Annotated in this window: 15 protein-coding genes; 12 read left to right on the top strand and 3 right to left on the bottom strand. The window is 46.5% G+C overall.

What is annotated here, in order from left to right:
* The first annotated feature begins 50 nt into the window (after positions 1 to 50).
* Complete coding sequence (locus tag ACJA3I_RS07785; protein ID WP_458862044.1) at positions 51 to 1,649, top strand: MBL fold metallo-hydrolase RNA specificity domain-containing protein; 1,599 nt, start codon at positions 51 to 53, stop codon at positions 1,647 to 1,649.
* Positions 1,650 to 1,664: 15 nt separating this feature from the next.
* Positions 1,665 to 2,573: a uridine kinase family protein gene (locus tag ACJA3I_RS07780; RefSeq protein ID WP_458862043.1), complete on the top strand. Its 909-nt coding sequence runs from the start codon at positions 1,665 to 1,667 to the stop codon at positions 2,571 to 2,573.
* Positions 2,574 to 2,683: 110 nt separating this feature from the next.
* On the opposite strand, the gene ACJA3I_RS07775 is transcribed toward ACJA3I_RS07780, so the two are convergent.
* Positions 2,684 to 3,925 (bottom strand): 6-phosphofructokinase, encoded by a 1,242-nt coding sequence (locus ACJA3I_RS07775; RefSeq protein WP_458862042.1) that lies wholly within the window; start codon positions 3,923 to 3,925, stop codon positions 2,684 to 2,686.
* A gap of 803 nt (positions 3,926 to 4,728) precedes the next feature.
* On the opposite strand from ACJA3I_RS07775, the gene ACJA3I_RS07770 reads away from it, so the two are divergent.
* The 10 genes from ACJA3I_RS07770 (at position 4,729) to ACJA3I_RS07725 (ending at position 15,210) form a co-directional block, all read left to right on the top strand.
* The gene (locus ACJA3I_RS07770) at positions 4,729 to 6,393 is read left to right on the top strand and encodes a SpoIID/LytB domain-containing protein (RefSeq protein WP_458862041.1); all 1,665 of its coding nucleotides are present in this window, start codon (positions 4,729 to 4,731) and stop codon (positions 6,391 to 6,393) included.
* Positions 6,394 to 6,409: 16 nt separating this feature from the next.
* On the top strand, positions 6,410 to 7,435 hold the full coding sequence (gene queA / locus ACJA3I_RS07765) for a tRNA preQ1(34) S-adenosylmethionine ribosyltransferase-isomerase QueA (protein WP_458863835.1): 1,026 nt from the start codon (positions 6,410 to 6,412) through the stop codon (positions 7,433 to 7,435).
* A gap of 34 nt (positions 7,436 to 7,469) precedes the next feature.
* Positions 7,470 to 8,714 carry a M20 family metallopeptidase gene (locus ACJA3I_RS07760; protein ID WP_458862040.1) on the top strand — a complete coding sequence of 415 codons (1,245 nt, stop codon included), beginning with the start codon at positions 7,470 to 7,472 and terminating at the stop codon, positions 8,712 to 8,714.
* A 63-nt stretch (positions 8,715 to 8,777) separates the two neighbouring features.
* Positions 8,778 to 10,010: a DNA recombination protein RmuC gene (locus tag ACJA3I_RS07755; RefSeq protein WP_458862039.1), complete on the top strand. Its 1,233-nt coding sequence runs from the start codon at positions 8,778 to 8,780 to the stop codon at positions 10,008 to 10,010.
* Complete coding sequence (tgt, locus tag ACJA3I_RS07750) at positions 9,994 to 11,124, top strand: tRNA guanosine(34) transglycosylase Tgt (protein ID WP_458862038.1); 1,131 nt, start codon at positions 9,994 to 9,996, stop codon at positions 11,122 to 11,124. The genes ACJA3I_RS07755 and tgt overlap by 17 nt, the downstream gene beginning before the upstream one ends.
* Positions 11,125 to 11,222: 98 nt before the next feature.
* Complete coding sequence (yajC, locus tag ACJA3I_RS07745; protein ID WP_458862037.1) at positions 11,223 to 11,531, top strand: preprotein translocase subunit YajC; 309 nt, start codon at positions 11,223 to 11,225, stop codon at positions 11,529 to 11,531.
* 58 nt (positions 11,532 to 11,589) lie between these two features.
* Positions 11,590 to 11,973, top strand: coding sequence for a hypothetical protein (locus ACJA3I_RS07740; protein WP_458862036.1), 384 nt, complete (start codon positions 11,590 to 11,592; stop codon positions 11,971 to 11,973).
* Between the two features lie 13 nt (positions 11,974 to 11,986).
* A complete protein-coding gene (gene scfA / locus ACJA3I_RS07735; RefSeq protein ID WP_458862035.1) occupies positions 11,987 to 12,130 on the top strand; it encodes a six-cysteine ranthipeptide SCIFF in 144 nt (47 codons plus the stop codon).
* Between the two features lie 126 nt (positions 12,131 to 12,256).
* Entirely contained in the window at positions 12,257 to 13,636 is a 1,380-nt protein-coding gene (gene scfB / locus ACJA3I_RS07730) for a thioether cross-link-forming SCIFF peptide maturase (RefSeq protein WP_458862034.1), read from the top strand.
* An 884-nt stretch (positions 13,637 to 14,520) separates the two neighbouring features.
* Positions 14,521 to 15,210: a trimeric intracellular cation channel family protein gene (locus ACJA3I_RS07725; protein WP_458862033.1), complete on the top strand. Its 690-nt coding sequence runs from the start codon at positions 14,521 to 14,523 to the stop codon at positions 15,208 to 15,210.
* Positions 15,211 to 15,325: 115 nt separating this feature from the next.
* On the opposite strand, the gene ACJA3I_RS07720 is transcribed toward ACJA3I_RS07725, so the two are convergent.
* Together ACJA3I_RS07720 and ACJA3I_RS07715 are read right to left on the bottom strand one after the other, a co-directional pair.
* Positions 15,326 to 16,126 carry a SagB/ThcOx family dehydrogenase gene (locus ACJA3I_RS07720; protein ID WP_458862032.1) on the bottom strand — a complete coding sequence of 267 codons (801 nt, stop codon included), beginning with the start codon at positions 16,124 to 16,126 and terminating at the stop codon, positions 15,326 to 15,328.
* 27 nt (positions 16,127 to 16,153) lie between these two features.
* On the bottom strand, positions 16,154 to 16,771 hold the full coding sequence (locus ACJA3I_RS07715) for a flavodoxin family protein (protein ID WP_458862031.1): 618 nt from the start codon (positions 16,769 to 16,771) through the stop codon (positions 16,154 to 16,156).
* Between the last annotated feature and the right edge of the window lie 140 nt (positions 16,772 to 16,911).

The raw sequence follows: 16,911 nt of genomic DNA, 5'->3' as shown, positions 1-16,911 counted from the left end.
GCCTGAAGAAGCGCTTTCACTTATTCAGATCTGATAAAATGGAGGGAATTATGAAAATAACTTTCATCGGTGCAGCGCATGAAGTAACGGGCAGTTGCGTCTTTTTAGAAAATGCCGGCCATTCCATTCTGATCGATTATGGAATGGAGCAGGGTTCAGACCTTTTTGAAAACGCTTCTCTTCCCGTGCCCGCTTCAGAAATTGAATATATTTTATTGACCCACTCGCATATAGATCATTCGGGGATGCTGCCCGCCCTGTATGCTGCGGGCTTTCGCGGTGAGATCCATGCAACGCAGGCTACTTGCGCTCTATGCGACATCATGCTGCGTGACAGCGCGCATATCCAGGAATTCGAAGCGGAATGGAAGAACAGAAAAGCGCAGAGAGCGGGAAGGCCGCTGACGGAACCTCTTTACACCATGAAAGATGCCGAAGGCGTTTTAGAGCTGTTTCACCCCCACCCTTACGACCAGATGATCCCCATTTGCAATGGGTTGGAAGCCTGTTTTCGCGATGCAGGGCATCTGCTGGGTTCTGCTTCTATTGAAGCGTGGCTTTCCGAAGGAAGCGCGATCAAAAAGATCGTTTTTTCCGGGGATATCGGCAATACCGATCAGCCGCTCATCAAAGACCCCACCCTGCTGAAAGATGCCGATTTCGTCGTGATGGAATCTACATACGGCGATCGAACCCATGGCCCGCGCCCTAACTATATTGAAGATCTGACCAAGATCATCCAAAGAACTTTCGATCGCGGCGGCAGCGTGGTGATCCCTTCCTTTGCGGTGGGCAGAACGCAGGAACTGCTTTATTTCATCCGCAAGATAAAAGAAGCGCATCTGCTGAAAGGGCATGAAGGGTTCCCGGTATATGTTGACAGCCCTTTGGCAAACGAAGCAACCACCATTTATATGAATTATATCGACGCCTGCTTTGATGAAGAAGCCAAGGAGCTTGTAAGACAGGGCATCAACCCTTTGCAGTTTGAAAATCTCACCATGACACTCACCAGCGAAGATTCAAAGCTCATCAATGAAGACACCCGCCCGAAAATCATTTTATCGGCCAGCGGAATGTGTGACGCGGGCAGAATTCGCCACCATTTAAAGCATCATCTCTGGCGCGCGGAAGACACGATTTTGTTTGTGGGGTATCAATCGGAAGGAACGCTGGGCCGTTTGCTTTATGACGGCGCAGAGCGGGTAAAGCTGTTTGGCGAAGAAATCGATGTTTGCGCCGAGATCACCGCTCTGGCAGGCATCAGCGGCCACGCCGATAAAAACGGGCTGGAGCGCTGGATCACCGGCTTTACGCCCGCACCGAAAATGGTGTTTGTCGTGCATGGGCAAGATCAGGTAACCGATATTTTTGCGCGCCGCCTGTTGGAACTGAAAATCCGCGCACAAGCGCCTTATAGCGGCAGTCGTTATGATCTCGCGGAAGAAAAGTGGGAATTCGAAGCGCAGCCTGCGCCTGTTACGAAAGTTTCGCATGAACAAAAGAAGGCACTTTCACCGGCATATATCCGCTTGACGGAAGCTCTGAAAAACTTGACAGAGCTGGTTGCCGCCAGCACCGGCCGCGCCAACAAAGACCTTGCCCGATTGGCAAACCGTATCAACGACCTTTGCGATTGGTGGAAATAATAAGAAGAGGTAACTATGAAACAATATGAGATCGACAGGCTGAACCGAAAAGTTTCAGAAGATCCTTTGCTGTTTATTCAGGAAAGCGAAGCGGAATATGAAAAAAAGATAGAGGAAGCGGCAAATTATTTTGTGGCAAGAAAAAGCGACCAGCCGCTGATTTTGCTGAGCGGCCCTTCGGGCTCGGGAAAAACCACCACCGCAAAAAAAATCAGGAAAGCGCTTGAAAAAATCGGTGCGCCTGCGCGCTATCTTTCGATGGATCAATATTTTCTGCCTTCTGATGAGCCGAATATCCCCTATAATGCAGATGGTACCATCGATTATGAATCGCCTTATCGATTGGATATTCCCTTGTTTTCGCGGCAAATGCAGGAATTGTTTCAATGCAAAAAAGTTGACACGCCGATTTATGATTTTGCATCCCAGAGGCGAAGCGGTGTCTATCCGCTGCAGCGCCAACCCGATGAATTGATTATTGTAGAGGGCATCCATGCTTTGAATCCACAAGTCATCGGCAGCGCTTTTGAGCATTCCTCCAAGCTTTATATCAGCGTCAGAACCCGTTTACATAATGCCCGCGGGAATTTGCACCCTTCTCAAATTCGGCTTTTGCGTCGTCTTTTGCGCGACCGGCGAGAGAGAGGCCGCAGTTTTGAAGAAACAATGCGTTTATTGCCCAGCGTTACTGCCGGGGAAGATCAATATATTATGCCCTTTAAGAAGTTTGCCGAATTGGAATTTGATTCGTTTATCCCTTATGAAATCGCCGCATACCGCAACGCTGTTTTGGAAGAATTGGCAAGAGAACCCTGTTGCGACCTCGGCGGGGAGCTGATGGAATTTCTTCAGCAGGTTTCGGCTGTTGAGTGGAAAGACATTCCCGAAGCTTCCATGCTGCGTGAATTCATCGGCAAACCATAACAAAATGAAATGTATAAAAAAGCCCTCTGAAAGAGATTCATTTCTCTCAGAGGGCTTTTTTCATAATATCGAATTTTAAAAAATCAAAACGCCTTTTGGGGCGATCTTGTTTATTTCACGATGATTTTCTTTAATCTTGCGAAGCGGGGCATACCGTTTTCATAAGGCAACTCTGTTTCGCCCTGAATCAGCGGCAGTGCATAATCGGTGAATTCGCTGGTCATGCCTGTATTGTCTTCGCAGATCCATTCCAGCGGCACTGTTTTTTCGGTGTTTGCCACGATGCTTAATTCCACGGGGGCAACTTCCATTTGATAAGAAGGCGCTTCTAAACGGCGGAAAGCCATCATTTTATCGGTTTCGCCTTCAACCGCCAAACGAACAGCTGTTCTGCCGGCCAAATAGGCTTCTTCGATATCTGTTTTTGAAGCACAGTGTGCCGCGCAGCGCTGAAGCAAAGAAAGCTCGATGCTGCGGGTCTTATATCCAAAACGGTTTTTCACTTCTCCTGCGAGGAATACGCCTGCGCCGCCCATCTGTTTGTGGCCAAAAGCATCGGTGGCCGCATTGGCAGCACCATATTCGGCAAGGAAAGTGCCGTTTTGATCTTTTACACCTTCAGAAAGCGCCACCAGGCAGTTGCCTCGTGTTTCAAAGATGGTTTTGATCTGTTTGAGCGTTTCTTCCAAATCAAACGCCTTTTCGGGAAGATAGATCAGATCGGGGCCGGCGTTCTGAAGCGTTGCAAGCCCGGCGGCGGCGGTCAGCCAGCCGGCGTTGCGCCCCATGATCTCAACAATGACTACGGTTCCTGTGTCATAAACATTGGCATCCTGATAGATCTCTGTGCAGGAAGTGGCAATATATTTCGCGGCGCTGCCATAGCCGGGGCAGTGGTCTGTGCCAAACAGATCGTTATCGATGGTTTTGGGAACGCCGATGATTCTGCATTCATAATTTTGTTCAAGCAGATATTTTGAAACTTTGTTGCAGGTATCCATGCTGTCGTTGCCGCCGTTATAGAAGAAATAACGGATGTTGTATTTTTTGAAGATTTCAAGAATGCGCTTATAATCTGTGTCGTCCACACGGCTGTCTTTCAGTTTATAACGGCAGGAACCCAGCGCGGAAGAGGGGGTATAGCGCAGCAAAGAAAGCTCTTTGCGGTCTTCCTGACCGATGTCATACAAACAATCATCTAAAACGCCTTTGATGCCGTGGGCGCATCCATAGACAGCGGTGATGCAGTCTTCTTCAAGCGCGGCTTCGAAAACGCCCAGTGCGCTGGAGTTGATAACCGATGTAGGGCCGCCGGATTGCCCGAAGAGGCAGGCGCCTTTTAATTTGTTCATGGGGGATACCTCCGAATATCGTTTTTTATATTAATTATTTTTTTAATTTACTATGATGTCATAAATGGTATATGGTATAAAGCGGCCAGCGCCGTAGGCGAGCCGTGAAATAAATGATAATAACCGCATAGCGGTTATTATACCATCAGCGCGAAGCGTGAATGGTATAAAGTGGCCAGCGCCGTAGGCGGGCCGTGAAATAAACGATAATAACCGCTATGCGGTTTATTATACCATCAGCGCGAAGCGTGAATGGTATAAAGTGGCCAGCGCCGTAGGCGAGCCGTGAAATAAATGATAATAACCGCTATGCGGTTTATTATACCATCAGCGCGAAGTGTGAATGGTATAAAGTGGCCAGCGCCGTAGGCGGGCCGTGAAATAAACGATAATAACCGCTATGCGGTTTATTATACCATCAGCGCGAAGCGTGAATGGTATAAAGTGGCCAGCGCCGTAGGCGGGCCGTGAAATAAACGATAATAACCGCTATGCGGTTATTATACCATGTGGCCGCTAACGAAGCAAGAAAGCAAATTCATTCTATTGGAAATCGCGCAGGAAATGTTGAATCAATGGGATAAATGCGATATAATAAACGCAGTGTATGTTAAAAACGGACAAAGCATAAAGCGCCGGTGGCGGGGTCTGCCGCGAAATTTGGGCGCGATGTCTGCAAGGGTTTTCATCGTTTTATGCCATCGTTTATCGATCATTATATTCATTTTCGGCCCCACCCATCGTGGCGGCCGCTTGGTAATCATTCAGTGCCGAACCCCTTTCATCTAAACGGAGGAAAATTTATGAAGAAAAAGCTGACGGCCGCATTATTGATAGGCATGCTGGTTTTTGCATTTTTCCCGAAACTGGAAAGCAATGCCGAAGAACCTGTTGCCGTAAAAATAGGCCTTTATTATGGATCGAATGCGTTGCCCGCTTCCAATCTTCAGTATGCCACCGGATATGGAAGCGGCTATCGTTTTGGCTATTTTTCGCAAGAAAATGCCAATAACTTTACTTCGCTGATGGAAGTTACCGGTCAAGCTGAAATCACTGTTTTAAAAGACAAGCTGATCTATGGCAGCAATAAAACCTATTATGATGTGGCGCCAAGCAGCTATAGTTTTGTGATTGCGCCTTATCATTTGCAGCTTTCTTCTTCTTTTGTAAGCGCCGCCGATGCTTTGGCCAAATGTGAAGATTTGAAGCTTCACAATTTGAGCGCTTTTCCTGCCTATATCAACGGGCAATTTCGCGTTCGCGTGGGCAGTTATTCTTCCCAAAGCGAAGCCAATAAAGAAATGAACGATATTGCCGTGGCCGCGGCAGATTCTTTGACGGTGGTGGGTTACAGCAGCACCTGTTATACAGTCGCCGTTACAGGGCAGGCCACGATTCTTTTTGAATTCGATCAGGGCGGCGATCCTTTTGGCATCCAAACCATTCCCTCCGGTTCTGCCAAAACGCAGACCTGGACAAAAGGTTATAAATATTACGGCGGATTTGAATACAACCGGGTCAACGGCAACGATATTACCGTGATCAATGTGGTGGAATTGAATGATTATTTAAAAGGGGTCATCCCTTATGAAATGAGTCCTTCCTGGCCGGTGGAAGCGTTAAAAGCACAAACTCTATGCGCAAAATCTTATTGCATCAACAATCTGCATAAACACCGCTCACAGGGTTTTGATCTTTGCAACACCACCGATTGTCAGGTATACTATGGAACGGGAAATGCCACCGCGGCTTCCGACGGCGCGGTGGAAGCGGTGAGAGGGCAATATGTTACTTATGGCGGCAAAATCGCCCAGACTTATTACCATGCTTCCAGCGGCGGATGGACAGAAAATTCCGAAAATATCTGGGGCACTTATGTGCCTTATTTGCGGGCGGTGGAAGATAAATATCTTACAAACCCCATTAACTGGTCATTTAGTTTAAATAATGCGCAGATTGCCGAAATTTTACGAAGCAAGGGTTATACGGTTTCAAGCGTGACGAATTATTATGTCAGCGAATTAACGGAAGTCGGCAATGTGCGCGGCGTTACCATTGAGCGCAGCGGCGCCTCTCCGCTGGTGTTTACCGGAGAAAAAGCGCGCACCATCCTCAGCAGCTCCGCGAATAATATCTCTTTCGGAAGCCACCGCTTTACGGTGACGCCAGATTCTTCTTATTATGTAAACGGACAGGCCGTCAGCGATTTAGGCTCACTTTATGCGATCGGAAAAGACGGCGTTACCGCGCAGATCGGGTCGGGCAGCGAACTGTATGCCGTCACCGGGCAGGGAACTTCAAAGCTTTCCGGCGCTTCTGCATCGTCTTATAAAATCGTGGGGAAAGGTTCCGGCCACCATATCGGCATGAGCCAATGGGGCGCCAGGGGCATGGCCGAAAAAGGCTTTTCATATGATCAGATCATCAAATTTTATTTCACAGGAGTGCAGGTAGGCCCTGCAGCATAAAAAACGAATGGATACAATAAAAAAAAGCGATTTCTTTTATGAGCTGCCAGAAGAATTGATTGCCCAGACCCCGCTTGAAAAGCGTGATGAATCCAGACTTCTGGTGTTGGATCGGAAAACGGGTGCGCTGGAACATCGGCATTTCTATAATATCGATGAATATTTAAACCCGGGTGATTGCCTGGTCATCAATGATACAAAGGTCATTCCCGCCCGTTTATACGGAACAAAAGCAGAAACCGGCGCGGCCGTTGAAATTCTGCTTTTAAAAGAACTGGGCGATGATTGTTGGGAATGTATTGTTTTTCCTGGCAAAAAGCTGCGCACAGGCGCAACAGTTACATTTGGCGACGGGCGTTTGCAATGTACCGTGACAGAAGTGCTTGAAAACGGAAACCGCATCGTGCATTTTTCTTATAACGGCATTTTTCTTGAAATTTTGGAAGAACTGGGTGAAATGCCGCTGCCTCATTATATCAAGCAGCATTTAGAAGACGCTTCACGCTATCAAACGGTTTATTGCCGCGAGCCCGGTTCTGCGGCTGCACCGACCGCCGGCCTGCATTTCACACCTGAACTTTTAGAGCGTTTAAAGGCAAAGGGCATTACAGTGGCCGCCATTACTTTACATGTGGGCCTTGGCACTTTCCGCCCCGTGAAAGAAGAAAATATTTTGAATCATGTCATGCATTCAGAACAGTATTTTGTAACGGAAGAAGTGGCCGAACAGATCAACAAAACGCGTGAAAACGGCGGGCGGGTCATCGCTGTGGGCACAACTTCCTGCCGCACCCTGGAAACGGTCACCGATGAACAACATATCACCCATGCGGGTTCCGGCAACACCGATATTTTCATTTATCCCGGTTATCAATTCAAAGGGATCGATGGGCTGATCACAAACTTCCATTTGCCGGAAAGCACTCTTGTGATGCTGGTTTCGGCGCTGGCGGGCCGCGAACATATTTTGAATGCTTATGCCGAGGCTGTGAAAGAGAAATACCGTTTCTTCAGCTTTGGGGATGCAATGTTCATTCGATAAATGATGGAAGCCGCTTTTGACTGGAGGTTTGAAAATGGAAAAACAAGCAATCTGGGAAATCATTGAAAATCAAAAAGAAGATTTGATCCGTTTCTGCTGTGATATGATCAAAATCCCTTCTGAAAACCCGCCCTGTAATGTAGAAGATGTTGTGGCATTCATTTGTAGGTTTTTAGATGCATATAAGATCCCTTATGAAATTGTGCGGCCGATTCCCGAAAGGCCGAACATTTTGGCTCGCTTCGGCAACCCGAACGGCAAAACCGTGGTGTTCAACGGCCACTGTGATGTGGTGCCGGCGGGCGATCTGAGCAAATGGGCTTTCGGCCCTTACAGCGGCGAGATCAAAGACGGTAAAATTCTGGGCCGCGGCACTTCCGATATGAAATGCGGCCTTGCCGCCTCGCTTTATGCCATTGCCATGCTGGCCAAGCATCAGGCGGAATTGAGCGGCAATATTCTCTATACCATTGTGCCCGATGAAGAGACCGGCGGATATCACGGCACGCAATGGCTGTTTGAACATGGATATATTCAGGGGGATTGGGGCATTGTTCCCGAACCCACCGGTTATGATAATATCGAGATCGGGCAAAAGGGAAATTTGGGGATGCACATTACCGCAAACGGCACTTCTGCCCACGGCAGCTTATCGCCTTATGTGGGCGACAGCGCCGTTGAAAAAATGATGGATTTTCTGCAGCAGCTGAAACAGCTGCGCGAGATCCGCGGCGAATATAGCGGCGAAATCGCGCAGGTGATGGAAGTTTCCAAAAAGGTGATTCGGGATATCCAGAAAAAACCCGGCGTTGAAAACTGCCTTGATCATGTTACGGCCAATTTCGGCGTCATCCATGGCGGAACAAAATATAACATGGTCGCCGATCACTGCGAAGCCGAAGTGGATGTGCGCGTTCCCATTGGCGTGACTTATGAACAGGTGAAAAGCAAGGTAGATCAGATCATCAGCGAGAACCATTTTGAAGGCATCTCCATTGAATATCGCGGCGGGAAAACGGGGAATTATGTTTCGATCAATGACCCCATCACCGTGTCTGCGAAACGATGCGCAAAAGAAATTATGGGGGTCGATTTGATTATGGCCTATCAGTGGGCCAGCAGCGATACACGGTATTTCCGTGAACGCGGCATTTCAACCATTCAATATGGCCCTTCAAATTCCGAAGGCATCCACACTTATAACGAAACGGTCGATGTAAAAGATTGCGTCAATGCGGCTAAAATGTATGCCGGCATGATTCTTGACCTGATCGGATAAAACCTCAGCACGGCGCCGCTTCTTTTCGCGGCGCTGTTTCTTTGAAAAGGAGAACAGGGCTTTATGGAATGGATCATTTTAGCTGCCGCGATCTTTTTGCTGTTCCTTTTTATGCTGTTTGCTTATACCTCCGCTAAAAAAGAACTCTTTATATTGCAGCAGAAAATGGATGCTTCAAAAGACATGGCGCAAGATCTGGCCGCACTGAATGCAAAACAGGAAATGACGGCGCAGATCATTTCGGAATCGTTTCAATCGATGCAGCGGCAGATGGCCAATCAGGCAATGCAGGAAGACCAGAAGATGGATCTTCTGCGCCGCACCACCGCCGATTCCCTTTTGCAGCTTCGTCAGGAAAATCAGCAGCAGCTGGATTCTATCCGCCGTGCGGTGGATGAGAAGCTGCAGGATGCTTTGGATAAGAAGTTAAGCGAATCATTTTCTGTTGTGAGCAGTCGATTGGAGCAGGTTTATAAGAGCCTGGGCGAAATGCAATCGCTGGCGGTGGGCGTGGGCGATTTGAAAAAAGTGCTTTCCAATGTGAAAACGCGCGGCATTTTGGGCGAATTGCAATTGGGCGCCATTTTAGAAGAAATTCTTGCCCCCGAGCAATATGCCCGCAATGTTTGCACAAAACAGGGGAGCGCCGCCAATGTGGAATTCGCCGTGATTTTACCGGGCAGTGATTCGGGAACCGTTTGGCTTCCCATCGATTCAAAATATCCGGGCGATGCCTATGAACAGCTTTTGGATGCTTATGACGGCGGGAATCCCGAACAGGTGGAGCTTGCGCGCCGCGTGCTGAAAGATCGGCTGAGGGGCTTTGCCAAAGATATTCATCAAAAGTATGTGGATCCGCCGCATACCACAGATTTTGCGCTGATGTTTTTGCCCATCGAGGGTCTTTATGCCGAAGCTGTGCGTTTAGGGATGATCGAGCAGCTTCAAAAAGAATATAAAATCAATCTTGCCGGCCCGACAACGCTTGCGGCCCTGTTAAACAGCCTTCAGCTTGGTTTTCGCACGCTTGCCGTGCAGAAACGCTCGGCCGAAGTCTGGCGGGTTCTGGGTGCTGTTAAAACCGAATTCGGCAGCTTTGCAAAAGTGCTTGAAGCCACGCAGCGCAGGCTGACGCAGGCCAATGAAGAACTGGATAAATTGGTGGGCGTTCGCACACGCCAGATCCAGCGCACTTTGCGCAATGTAGAACTGACGCAGCTGCCGGAAGATCAACAGCCGGAACCGCTTGAAGCCGGCAAAGAAGAAGGTGAGGATCAGAATGTACCAATTGATTAAACAAGAGGGGACCGCCAGAAGGGGCAGTTTTGAAACCCTTCACGGAACCATTCAAACCCCGGTTTTTATGAATGTAGGAACTTTGGCCGCCATAAAGGGGGCGCTTTCCGCCAAAGATCTGCGCGATATCGGATGCCAGGTGGAATTATCGAACACCTATCATCTGCATGTTCGCCCCGGAGAGGATATTATCCGCCAGTTAGGCGGCCTTCACCGTTTCATGAAATGGGATGGGCCGATTTTGACGGACAGCGGCGGCTTTCAGGTTTTTTCGCTGGCCACATTGCGTAAAATAAAAGAAGAAGGCGTTACCTTTAACGCGCATACCGACGGCCACCGCATTTTTATGGGGCCGGAAGAGAGCATGAAGATCCAGTGGTCGTTAGGTTCCGATATTGCCATGGCTTTCGATGAATGCATTGAAAACCCAGCGCCCTATGATTATGTCCGCAATTCCTGTGCGCGCACAGCGCGCTGGCTTGAGCGATGCAAAACGGCGCTGTTGGAACTTCAAAAAAGGGAAGATACCGTCAACCCCGGACAAATGCTGTTCGGCATCAATCAGGGTGGCACCTATAACGACCTGCGCATTGAACATATGAAACAGATCTCGGAACTGGATCTGCCCGGCTATGCCATCGGCGGGCTGGCGGTGGGTGAACCCGCCGAAACCATGTATGAGATCATTGAAGCGGTGGAACCTTTTATGCCGAAAAACAAGCCCCGTTATCTGATGGGGGTAGGCACGCCGGTGAATATTTTAGAAGGCGTTCTGCGCGGCGTAGACTTTTTCGATTGCGTGATGCCGGCACGCAACGCCCGCCATGGGCATTTGTTCACTTCTCAAGGCATCATCAACATTAAAAACGCCAAATATCAGCTGGATGATTCGCCGATCGATCCGAATTGCCATTGCCCGGTTTGCCAGACCTATTCGAAAGCCTATCTGAGGCATTTGTTTAAAGCGGAAGAAATGCTGGCCATGAGATTTTCTGTGATGCATAACCTTTATTTTTATAACCACCTGATGGAAGAGATTCGTCTTGCTTTGGATGAAAATCGCTTTGAAGCCTTCTATCGCGAAAAACGAGAAATTTTAGGGCAGCGTATTTAGTCTTGTAAATCTATTCAAAATCAGATATACTGTATTATGCTGTAAAATGATATTCAGAGGCCACAAAGAATTGAACCAATGAATTGGAGGAACGAAGTATGAGAGCATTGCTGGCAGGCACAGCAGTAGCAAACCAATGGACAGCCTATATCTGGATTGGCTTGACTTTTGTTTTATTTTATTTTTTGTTGATCCGCCCGCAGAAAAAGCGTGAAAAAAACGATCGCCTTTTAAGAAGTTCCCTGGAAGCAGGCGACATGATCGTGACGATCGGCGGCATCTACGGAAAAATTCTGACCGTGAAAGAAGATACCATCACCATCGAAACAAGCGCAGACCGCAGCAAACTGGAACTGAAGAAGTGGGCTGTTCAAACAAAAGAAAACCCCGAAACCAAAGCAGAGTAATTTTATAATAACCTTCGGCATAGGTATCATTATGATATTCTTGCTGGAGGTTATTTTTATGATGAAGGAAAAACTTTCTTCCGGGAATCTGCATTTTCGATGGATCATGCTAAGCGCCGCGATTGGAACGGCTGTCATGCTGCTGACCATGCTTTTATGTTCTGTTTTGCTTTATCGCGAAGTCTTGCCGGCAAATGCAATGGTTTTCTGCGGTTATGGCGCTTTGGCCTTGGGCGGTTTGATTTGCGGCGTTCTTTCTTTTCACAGCCGCAAACGATTTTTTGCCGCTCAGTGCAGCGCGGGTTTTTTGTTTTTGCTGTTATTCATGATCGGCTTTATTAGCGATACAGTTGCTTTTTCTGCATTTTCTTTCATTCTGGTGTTGATTATTTTGGCGTTTTCCGCTATGATAGGTATTGTATTATCAACATTATTCAGATAAGGAGCTGCGGATTATGAAACATATTCGTACCATCACAAAAACAAATTTAAAGAAAACTTCTATCGGCGGCGGCTGCGGCGAATGCCAGACTTCTTGCCAGTCTGCTTGCAAAACTTCCTGCACAGTTGCAAACCAGAAATGCGAGAAAAGAAGATAAGCCTTTGATGGTTTATTTCATACAAGCAAAAACAGCACGCATGTGCTGTTTTTGCTTGTATACAGTTCCTTCATCATGAATGGAATGATAAGATTCGAAAACTTATAAACAGAACGGATGACAAAAATGATTCATAGATTTAAACAGGGTGATTTATTCATCCTCACCGATGTCAACAGCGGCTCGGTTCACTCGGTAGACGAATTGGTTTATGATCTTTGCGGCTTGGTGACGCCGCCTCTTGCGGCGCATTGCCCCCAAGATGCCGCAGAAGCTTTGAAAGAAAAATATTCGCCTGAAGCCATTGAAGAAGCTTATCAGGAAATCTGCGAGCTGGCAAAAGAAGATCTTTTGTTTTCTTCGCCCCAGGAAATTCCCGCGAACCTGATCAAGCCTGATGATATCCCCGTAAAGGCACTTTGCCTGCATGTTTCTCACGATTGCAACCTGCGCTGCACTTATTGCTTCGCACAGACCGGTGACTTTGGCACAGTGCGTTCGTTGATGAACGCTGAAACTGCGAAAAAAGCCATTGATTTTGTGATCGAGCGTTCAAAAAATCGCCACAATATCGAAGTGGATTTCTTCGGCGGCGAGCCTTTAATGGCTTTTGATGTGGTGAAAGAAACCGTAGAATATGCCAAAGAGCAGGGGAAGGCCCATGATAAAAATTTCCGCTTTACCATCACGACCAACGGCTTATTGCTGAACGATGAAATTACAGAATATCTGAACCGCGAAATGTCAAACATCGTTTTATCTTTAGACGGCCGCAAATCTGTAAACGATGATATGCGTAAAACCGTTGCCGGAACGGGCAGCTATGATATTATTGTTCCGAAAATGAAGAAATTGGTGGATCAGCGGGATAAAGATAAAGATTATTATGTCCGCGGAACCTATACCGGCAAAAATTTAGATTTCACACAGGATGTTCTCGATATTTATCATCATGGGTTCGACCAAATCTCTGTAGAACCGGTTTCTGCGCCGGCGGGCTGTGGTTATGAGATCACAGAGGCTGATTTGCCGCGTATTCGTGAAGAATATAACAAACTTTCGGAAATCATGCTGGATCTGGAGAAAAACGGTGAAGGTTTCAATTTTTTCCATTTTAATGTGGATTTAGAGCAAGGCCCGTGCATTATCAAGAGAATGCGCGGCTGCGGCGCAGGTTGCGAATATGTTGCCGTGACACCCGAAGGCGATATTTATCCGTGCCATCAGTTTGTCGGCATGAAAGAATTTTATATGGGAAATATTAACGAAGGAACTTTTGACAGATCTCATGTAAAACAGTTTGCCAATGTCAGCGTTTATACGCGCGAAAAATGTAAAGATTGCTGGGCAAAATTTTATTGCAGCGGCGGCTGCAGCGCGGCGAATTATCATGCCAACCATGATATCAACGATGCTTATGAAATCGGCTGCGAACTGGAAAAAATGCGTTTGGAATGCGCAATTTACCGCGCAATCAAACATAGCGAAGCCGACGAAGAAAAATAAAATTACTTTAAAACCCCAATGAAATTTCATTGGGGTTTTAATTTATTTATACATATTATTATTTAAGTGCAATCAAGCAAAGACTGGATCGAACCCGTGAAGAGCAAAAAACACTGAAGAAACCATTAAAACACTTAATTTAGAAAACACTGCGATTTTCCTCCACTCAATTATACAAAACTTTTATTTTGTATAATTCATAATGAGTATTTTTCAGTGCCCTTCTTGTCTGATCTTAGACTCTTTATCCTTTCCATTCATTCGTTTAAACTGATTCAAATCTATCATTGATATCTGCCATTGTGTTATTTGTGTGCTCTTGCTTTTATTATGATCGTGCATCGGCAGATATTTTGCCGCCAGCCTTACCATGCCAAAATCTCTATATATCGTGAAAGCAATATAAGAACCAAATGACCACAATGGTATTGAAAATCATACGAGTGCTTTTAAACAAATTTGTCATTCCATTGCAGATATATTCGCGCGGCCGCGGCTTGTTCTTCATCCCGATCATAAGCTTAAAAACTTTCTGCTTTTCTGCGGATATTTTATTTTCCTTTTCAATGCTTTTTTACTTACTTATTAAGGTTTTTTAATTGTGATGAATTTCACAATTTTTGCGTTATATTTTTGTGCATTATATATACAATATTGGCAATTTCCCTGTTTTCTTTCTCTTGCCTCTGCTCAGATTCATATTTAAACTTGAAAATGAAACATGCTATAATAAACGCAGTGCATTACGACACAATGAGGCGCGAAACGCAAGGCCGCAGCTATGCTGCGAAAAATTTCAGTTTATTATCCTGTGTTATATTGAGAGATTAAAGCACGCCCGTTTTTGAAAGGATCTCACTAAATTATCAGAAGGAGCAAGCTATATGGATATGACAGCCGTGACAACATTGATTGCAGAGCTCATAGGAACAATTGCTTTTGCATTATCCGGCGGTTTGACCGCTATTGACCGCAGGTTGGATTTTTTTGGGATCATCGTTCTTTCAATTATTACAGCGGTTGGCGGTGGTCTGATCCGCGATTTAATCTTGGGAAGCACTCCGCCGGCCATGTTTGTCAACTATATTTATGTGACCCTGGCCTTTTCATCGGCGGTTTTTTTGTTGGTGTTTGGCTCGGCTTTTCGCAGACAACTCAGCAAAAGTTTAAAAATTGTTCTTTTCGGCATTAATATTTTTGATGCTGTCGGGTTGGGGATTTTCACCATCGTGGGGATGAACACTGCCATCGCGGCCGGATATGAAAATAATCGCTTTCTGATGATCTTTGTTGGCGTTGTAACCGGCATCGGCGGGGGCATGCTGCGGGATATTTTTGTCGGAAGAACTCCGCAAGTATTGAAAAAAGATGTCTACGCCATGGCCGCCATCACCGGCGCTATTTTATATGCCTATACTTTTTCTGTTTTGCCCACTCCCCTTGCCATGCTGCTCAGCGCTTCAGTGGTGATCGTCATTCGCCTGCTTGCGATTTTCCACCATTGGAATCTGCCTGTGGTCACCGCCGAAAAAGATATTTCAAGAACCATTTTAAAACGACATATCAATAAATAATGTTTAATGTTTAATGAAATTTGCAGAACAAAACCACCGCTGTTTGATTTCAGCGGTGGTTTTCATTATGGATTCAGTATATTACTGCACGAACATTTAAAGAGAAAAACTCACTTTATACATTTGCATAAAGTTTCTTGGTGTTCTCCTCATTTTTTCTGTCATCACGAATGCCAACCGGCGCCATATATACGGTGTATTCTTCCTTTCCGTCGATGCCCAGCATCGCATCGGTTTCTTCCTGACGGAAGGCAGCAATCGCGCATGTGCCACAGCCAATAGCCTGGCTGCTCAGATAAAGGTTTTGCACAATATGACCCGCATCGATCAGCATAACGCGGTGAGAACCGATACTATAGCGCCACTCGGCGCGATAAGCTACGGCGGCATAGATGAAATCCACGGCCGCATTCCCCGCCCATTTCTGATCGCATGCGCTGTGGATGACCCGCTGACGCATATTATCGGAAACAGAAAGCTGCTCTAAGGCGTGTTCCATGGGTAAATAATGATAAACGCCCGGTTCCAGCCCTTCTACATTCATCACAGCCAGGTAGGTTTCAAAAGCATGTCTTGCGCCGCCGGAAGGTACGGGTCGAAGCGTAGCATAGTTATTGCCGCGGCGATCACGAATGCCTTGTGTTGACCACAGCAAAAACGAGAGCTGTTTCAAACTCATCGCCTGATCGGCAAAAAAGCGATTGCTTTTTCGTTCGCGCAGCAAGGTCAGATAATCATGCTCCTGAAGAAGATCATCGAATTCCATTGTCAGCGGAATTCGGTTATCCGTCATGGCGGGCTTCACAAGAGGCGGTTGAGGAAGCAATTTCTGTTGATCGGAAACATACTCATTTTTCCCGAAGCCACTCTTCATGAATTCGCGGTTTTGCATGATCTGTTCTTTTTCGTCCATCATAATGCTCCTTATCTATGAATCAATTTTTTAGTGGATAAAGTTCATCGGCTTTTTCGCCTGACGCTGAGGTTCTTCCAAAGTGGATTCCTGACGCATTTTTAAAAGCCAAGCCATATTTTTGCCCAAAACCTGCATGATTTGGCAGCCTTCAATATCCTGTTCCGCTTCGCCGGGTTTCTGGCCATGGATCACATTCCAATAGCTGGAGGCTGGCTGGATCATTTCAGATATTGTGAAAAAGCGGTTGATATCATCTAAGGCAGGCATACCGCCCGTTCTGCGCACGGCCGCCACAGAAGCCGCGATCTTATGGCGGAAGGCTTTGCCGTTGCTGTAAAATACGCGGTCTAAGAAGCATTTCAAAGTTCCGCTGATGCCGGAATAATAGACAGGTGTGCCAATTAGAATGCCATCGGCTTGAGCCATTTTTTCAGACCATTCATTGACGATATCATCTTTAAAAATACATTTGCCATCCAGCTTGGAACAGCCGTTGCACCCAATGCAATCGCGAATAGTTTTGCCGCCTAATTGCAAAATCTCTGTTTCAATGCCCTCAGCTTCCAGTTCTTTCAAAACCAGATGAAGCGCGAAGGCTGTGTTTCCATCGGGATGCGGGCTTGCGTTAACAGCAATTACTTTCATTCGATTCAACTCCCAACACTTGCTATATTTGTTATCATTGTATAACATTTCGCCCTGTCTTGTCTATTCTTTTTCATAGATTGACTTATCTTTTAGACGGATTTACAATAATATGAAGTATAAGAGATTGCGGAGGAAAA

Origin of the sequence: Acidaminobacterium chupaoyuni, assembly GCF_047936785.1 — a bacterium.
GTDB classification, from domain to species: domain Bacteria; phylum Bacillota; class Clostridia; order Oscillospirales; family Butyricicoccaceae; genus Acidaminobacterium; species Acidaminobacterium chupaoyuni.
This window is presented reverse-complemented; position numbering and strand designations above follow the sequence as displayed.

Bases quoted from the DNA above. Each gene is read 5' to 3' on its own strand.
- ACJA3I_RS07785 (WP_458862044.1), top strand. From the start codon at position 51: ATGAAAATAACTTTCATCGGTGCAGCGCATGAAGTAACGGGCAGTTGC.
- ACJA3I_RS07780 (WP_458862043.1), top strand. From the start codon at position 1,665: ATGAAACAATATGAGATCGACAGGCTGAACCGAAAAGTTTCAGAAGAT.
- ACJA3I_RS07775 (WP_458862042.1), bottom strand. From the start codon at position 3,925: ATGAACAAATTAAAAGGCGCCTGCCTCTTCGGGCAATCCGGCGGCCCT.
- ACJA3I_RS07770 (WP_458862041.1), top strand. From the start codon at position 4,729: ATGAAGAAAAAGCTGACGGCCGCATTATTGATAGGCATGCTGGTTTTT.
- ACJA3I_RS07760 (WP_458862040.1), top strand. From the start codon at position 7,470: ATGGAAAAACAAGCAATCTGGGAAATCATTGAAAATCAAAAAGAAGAT.
- ACJA3I_RS07755 (WP_458862039.1), top strand. From the start codon at position 8,778: ATGGAATGGATCATTTTAGCTGCCGCGATCTTTTTGCTGTTCCTTTTT.
- tgt (WP_458862038.1), top strand. From the start codon at position 9,994: ATGTACCAATTGATTAAACAAGAGGGGACCGCCAGAAGGGGCAGTTTT.
- yajC (WP_458862037.1), top strand. From the start codon at position 11,223: ATGAGAGCATTGCTGGCAGGCACAGCAGTAGCAAACCAATGGACAGCC.
- ACJA3I_RS07740 (WP_458862036.1), top strand. From the start codon at position 11,590: ATGATGAAGGAAAAACTTTCTTCCGGGAATCTGCATTTTCGATGGATC.
- scfA (WP_458862035.1), top strand. From the start codon at position 11,987: ATGAAACATATTCGTACCATCACAAAAACAAATTTAAAGAAAACTTCT.
- scfB (WP_458862034.1), top strand. From the start codon at position 12,257: ATGATTCATAGATTTAAACAGGGTGATTTATTCATCCTCACCGATGTC.
- ACJA3I_RS07725 (WP_458862033.1), top strand. From the start codon at position 14,521: ATGGATATGACAGCCGTGACAACATTGATTGCAGAGCTCATAGGAACA.
- ACJA3I_RS07720 (WP_458862032.1), bottom strand. From the start codon at position 16,126: ATGATGGACGAAAAAGAACAGATCATGCAAAACCGCGAATTCATGAAG.
- ACJA3I_RS07715 (WP_458862031.1), bottom strand. From the start codon at position 16,771: ATGAAAGTAATTGCTGTTAACGCAAGCCCGCATCCCGATGGAAACACA.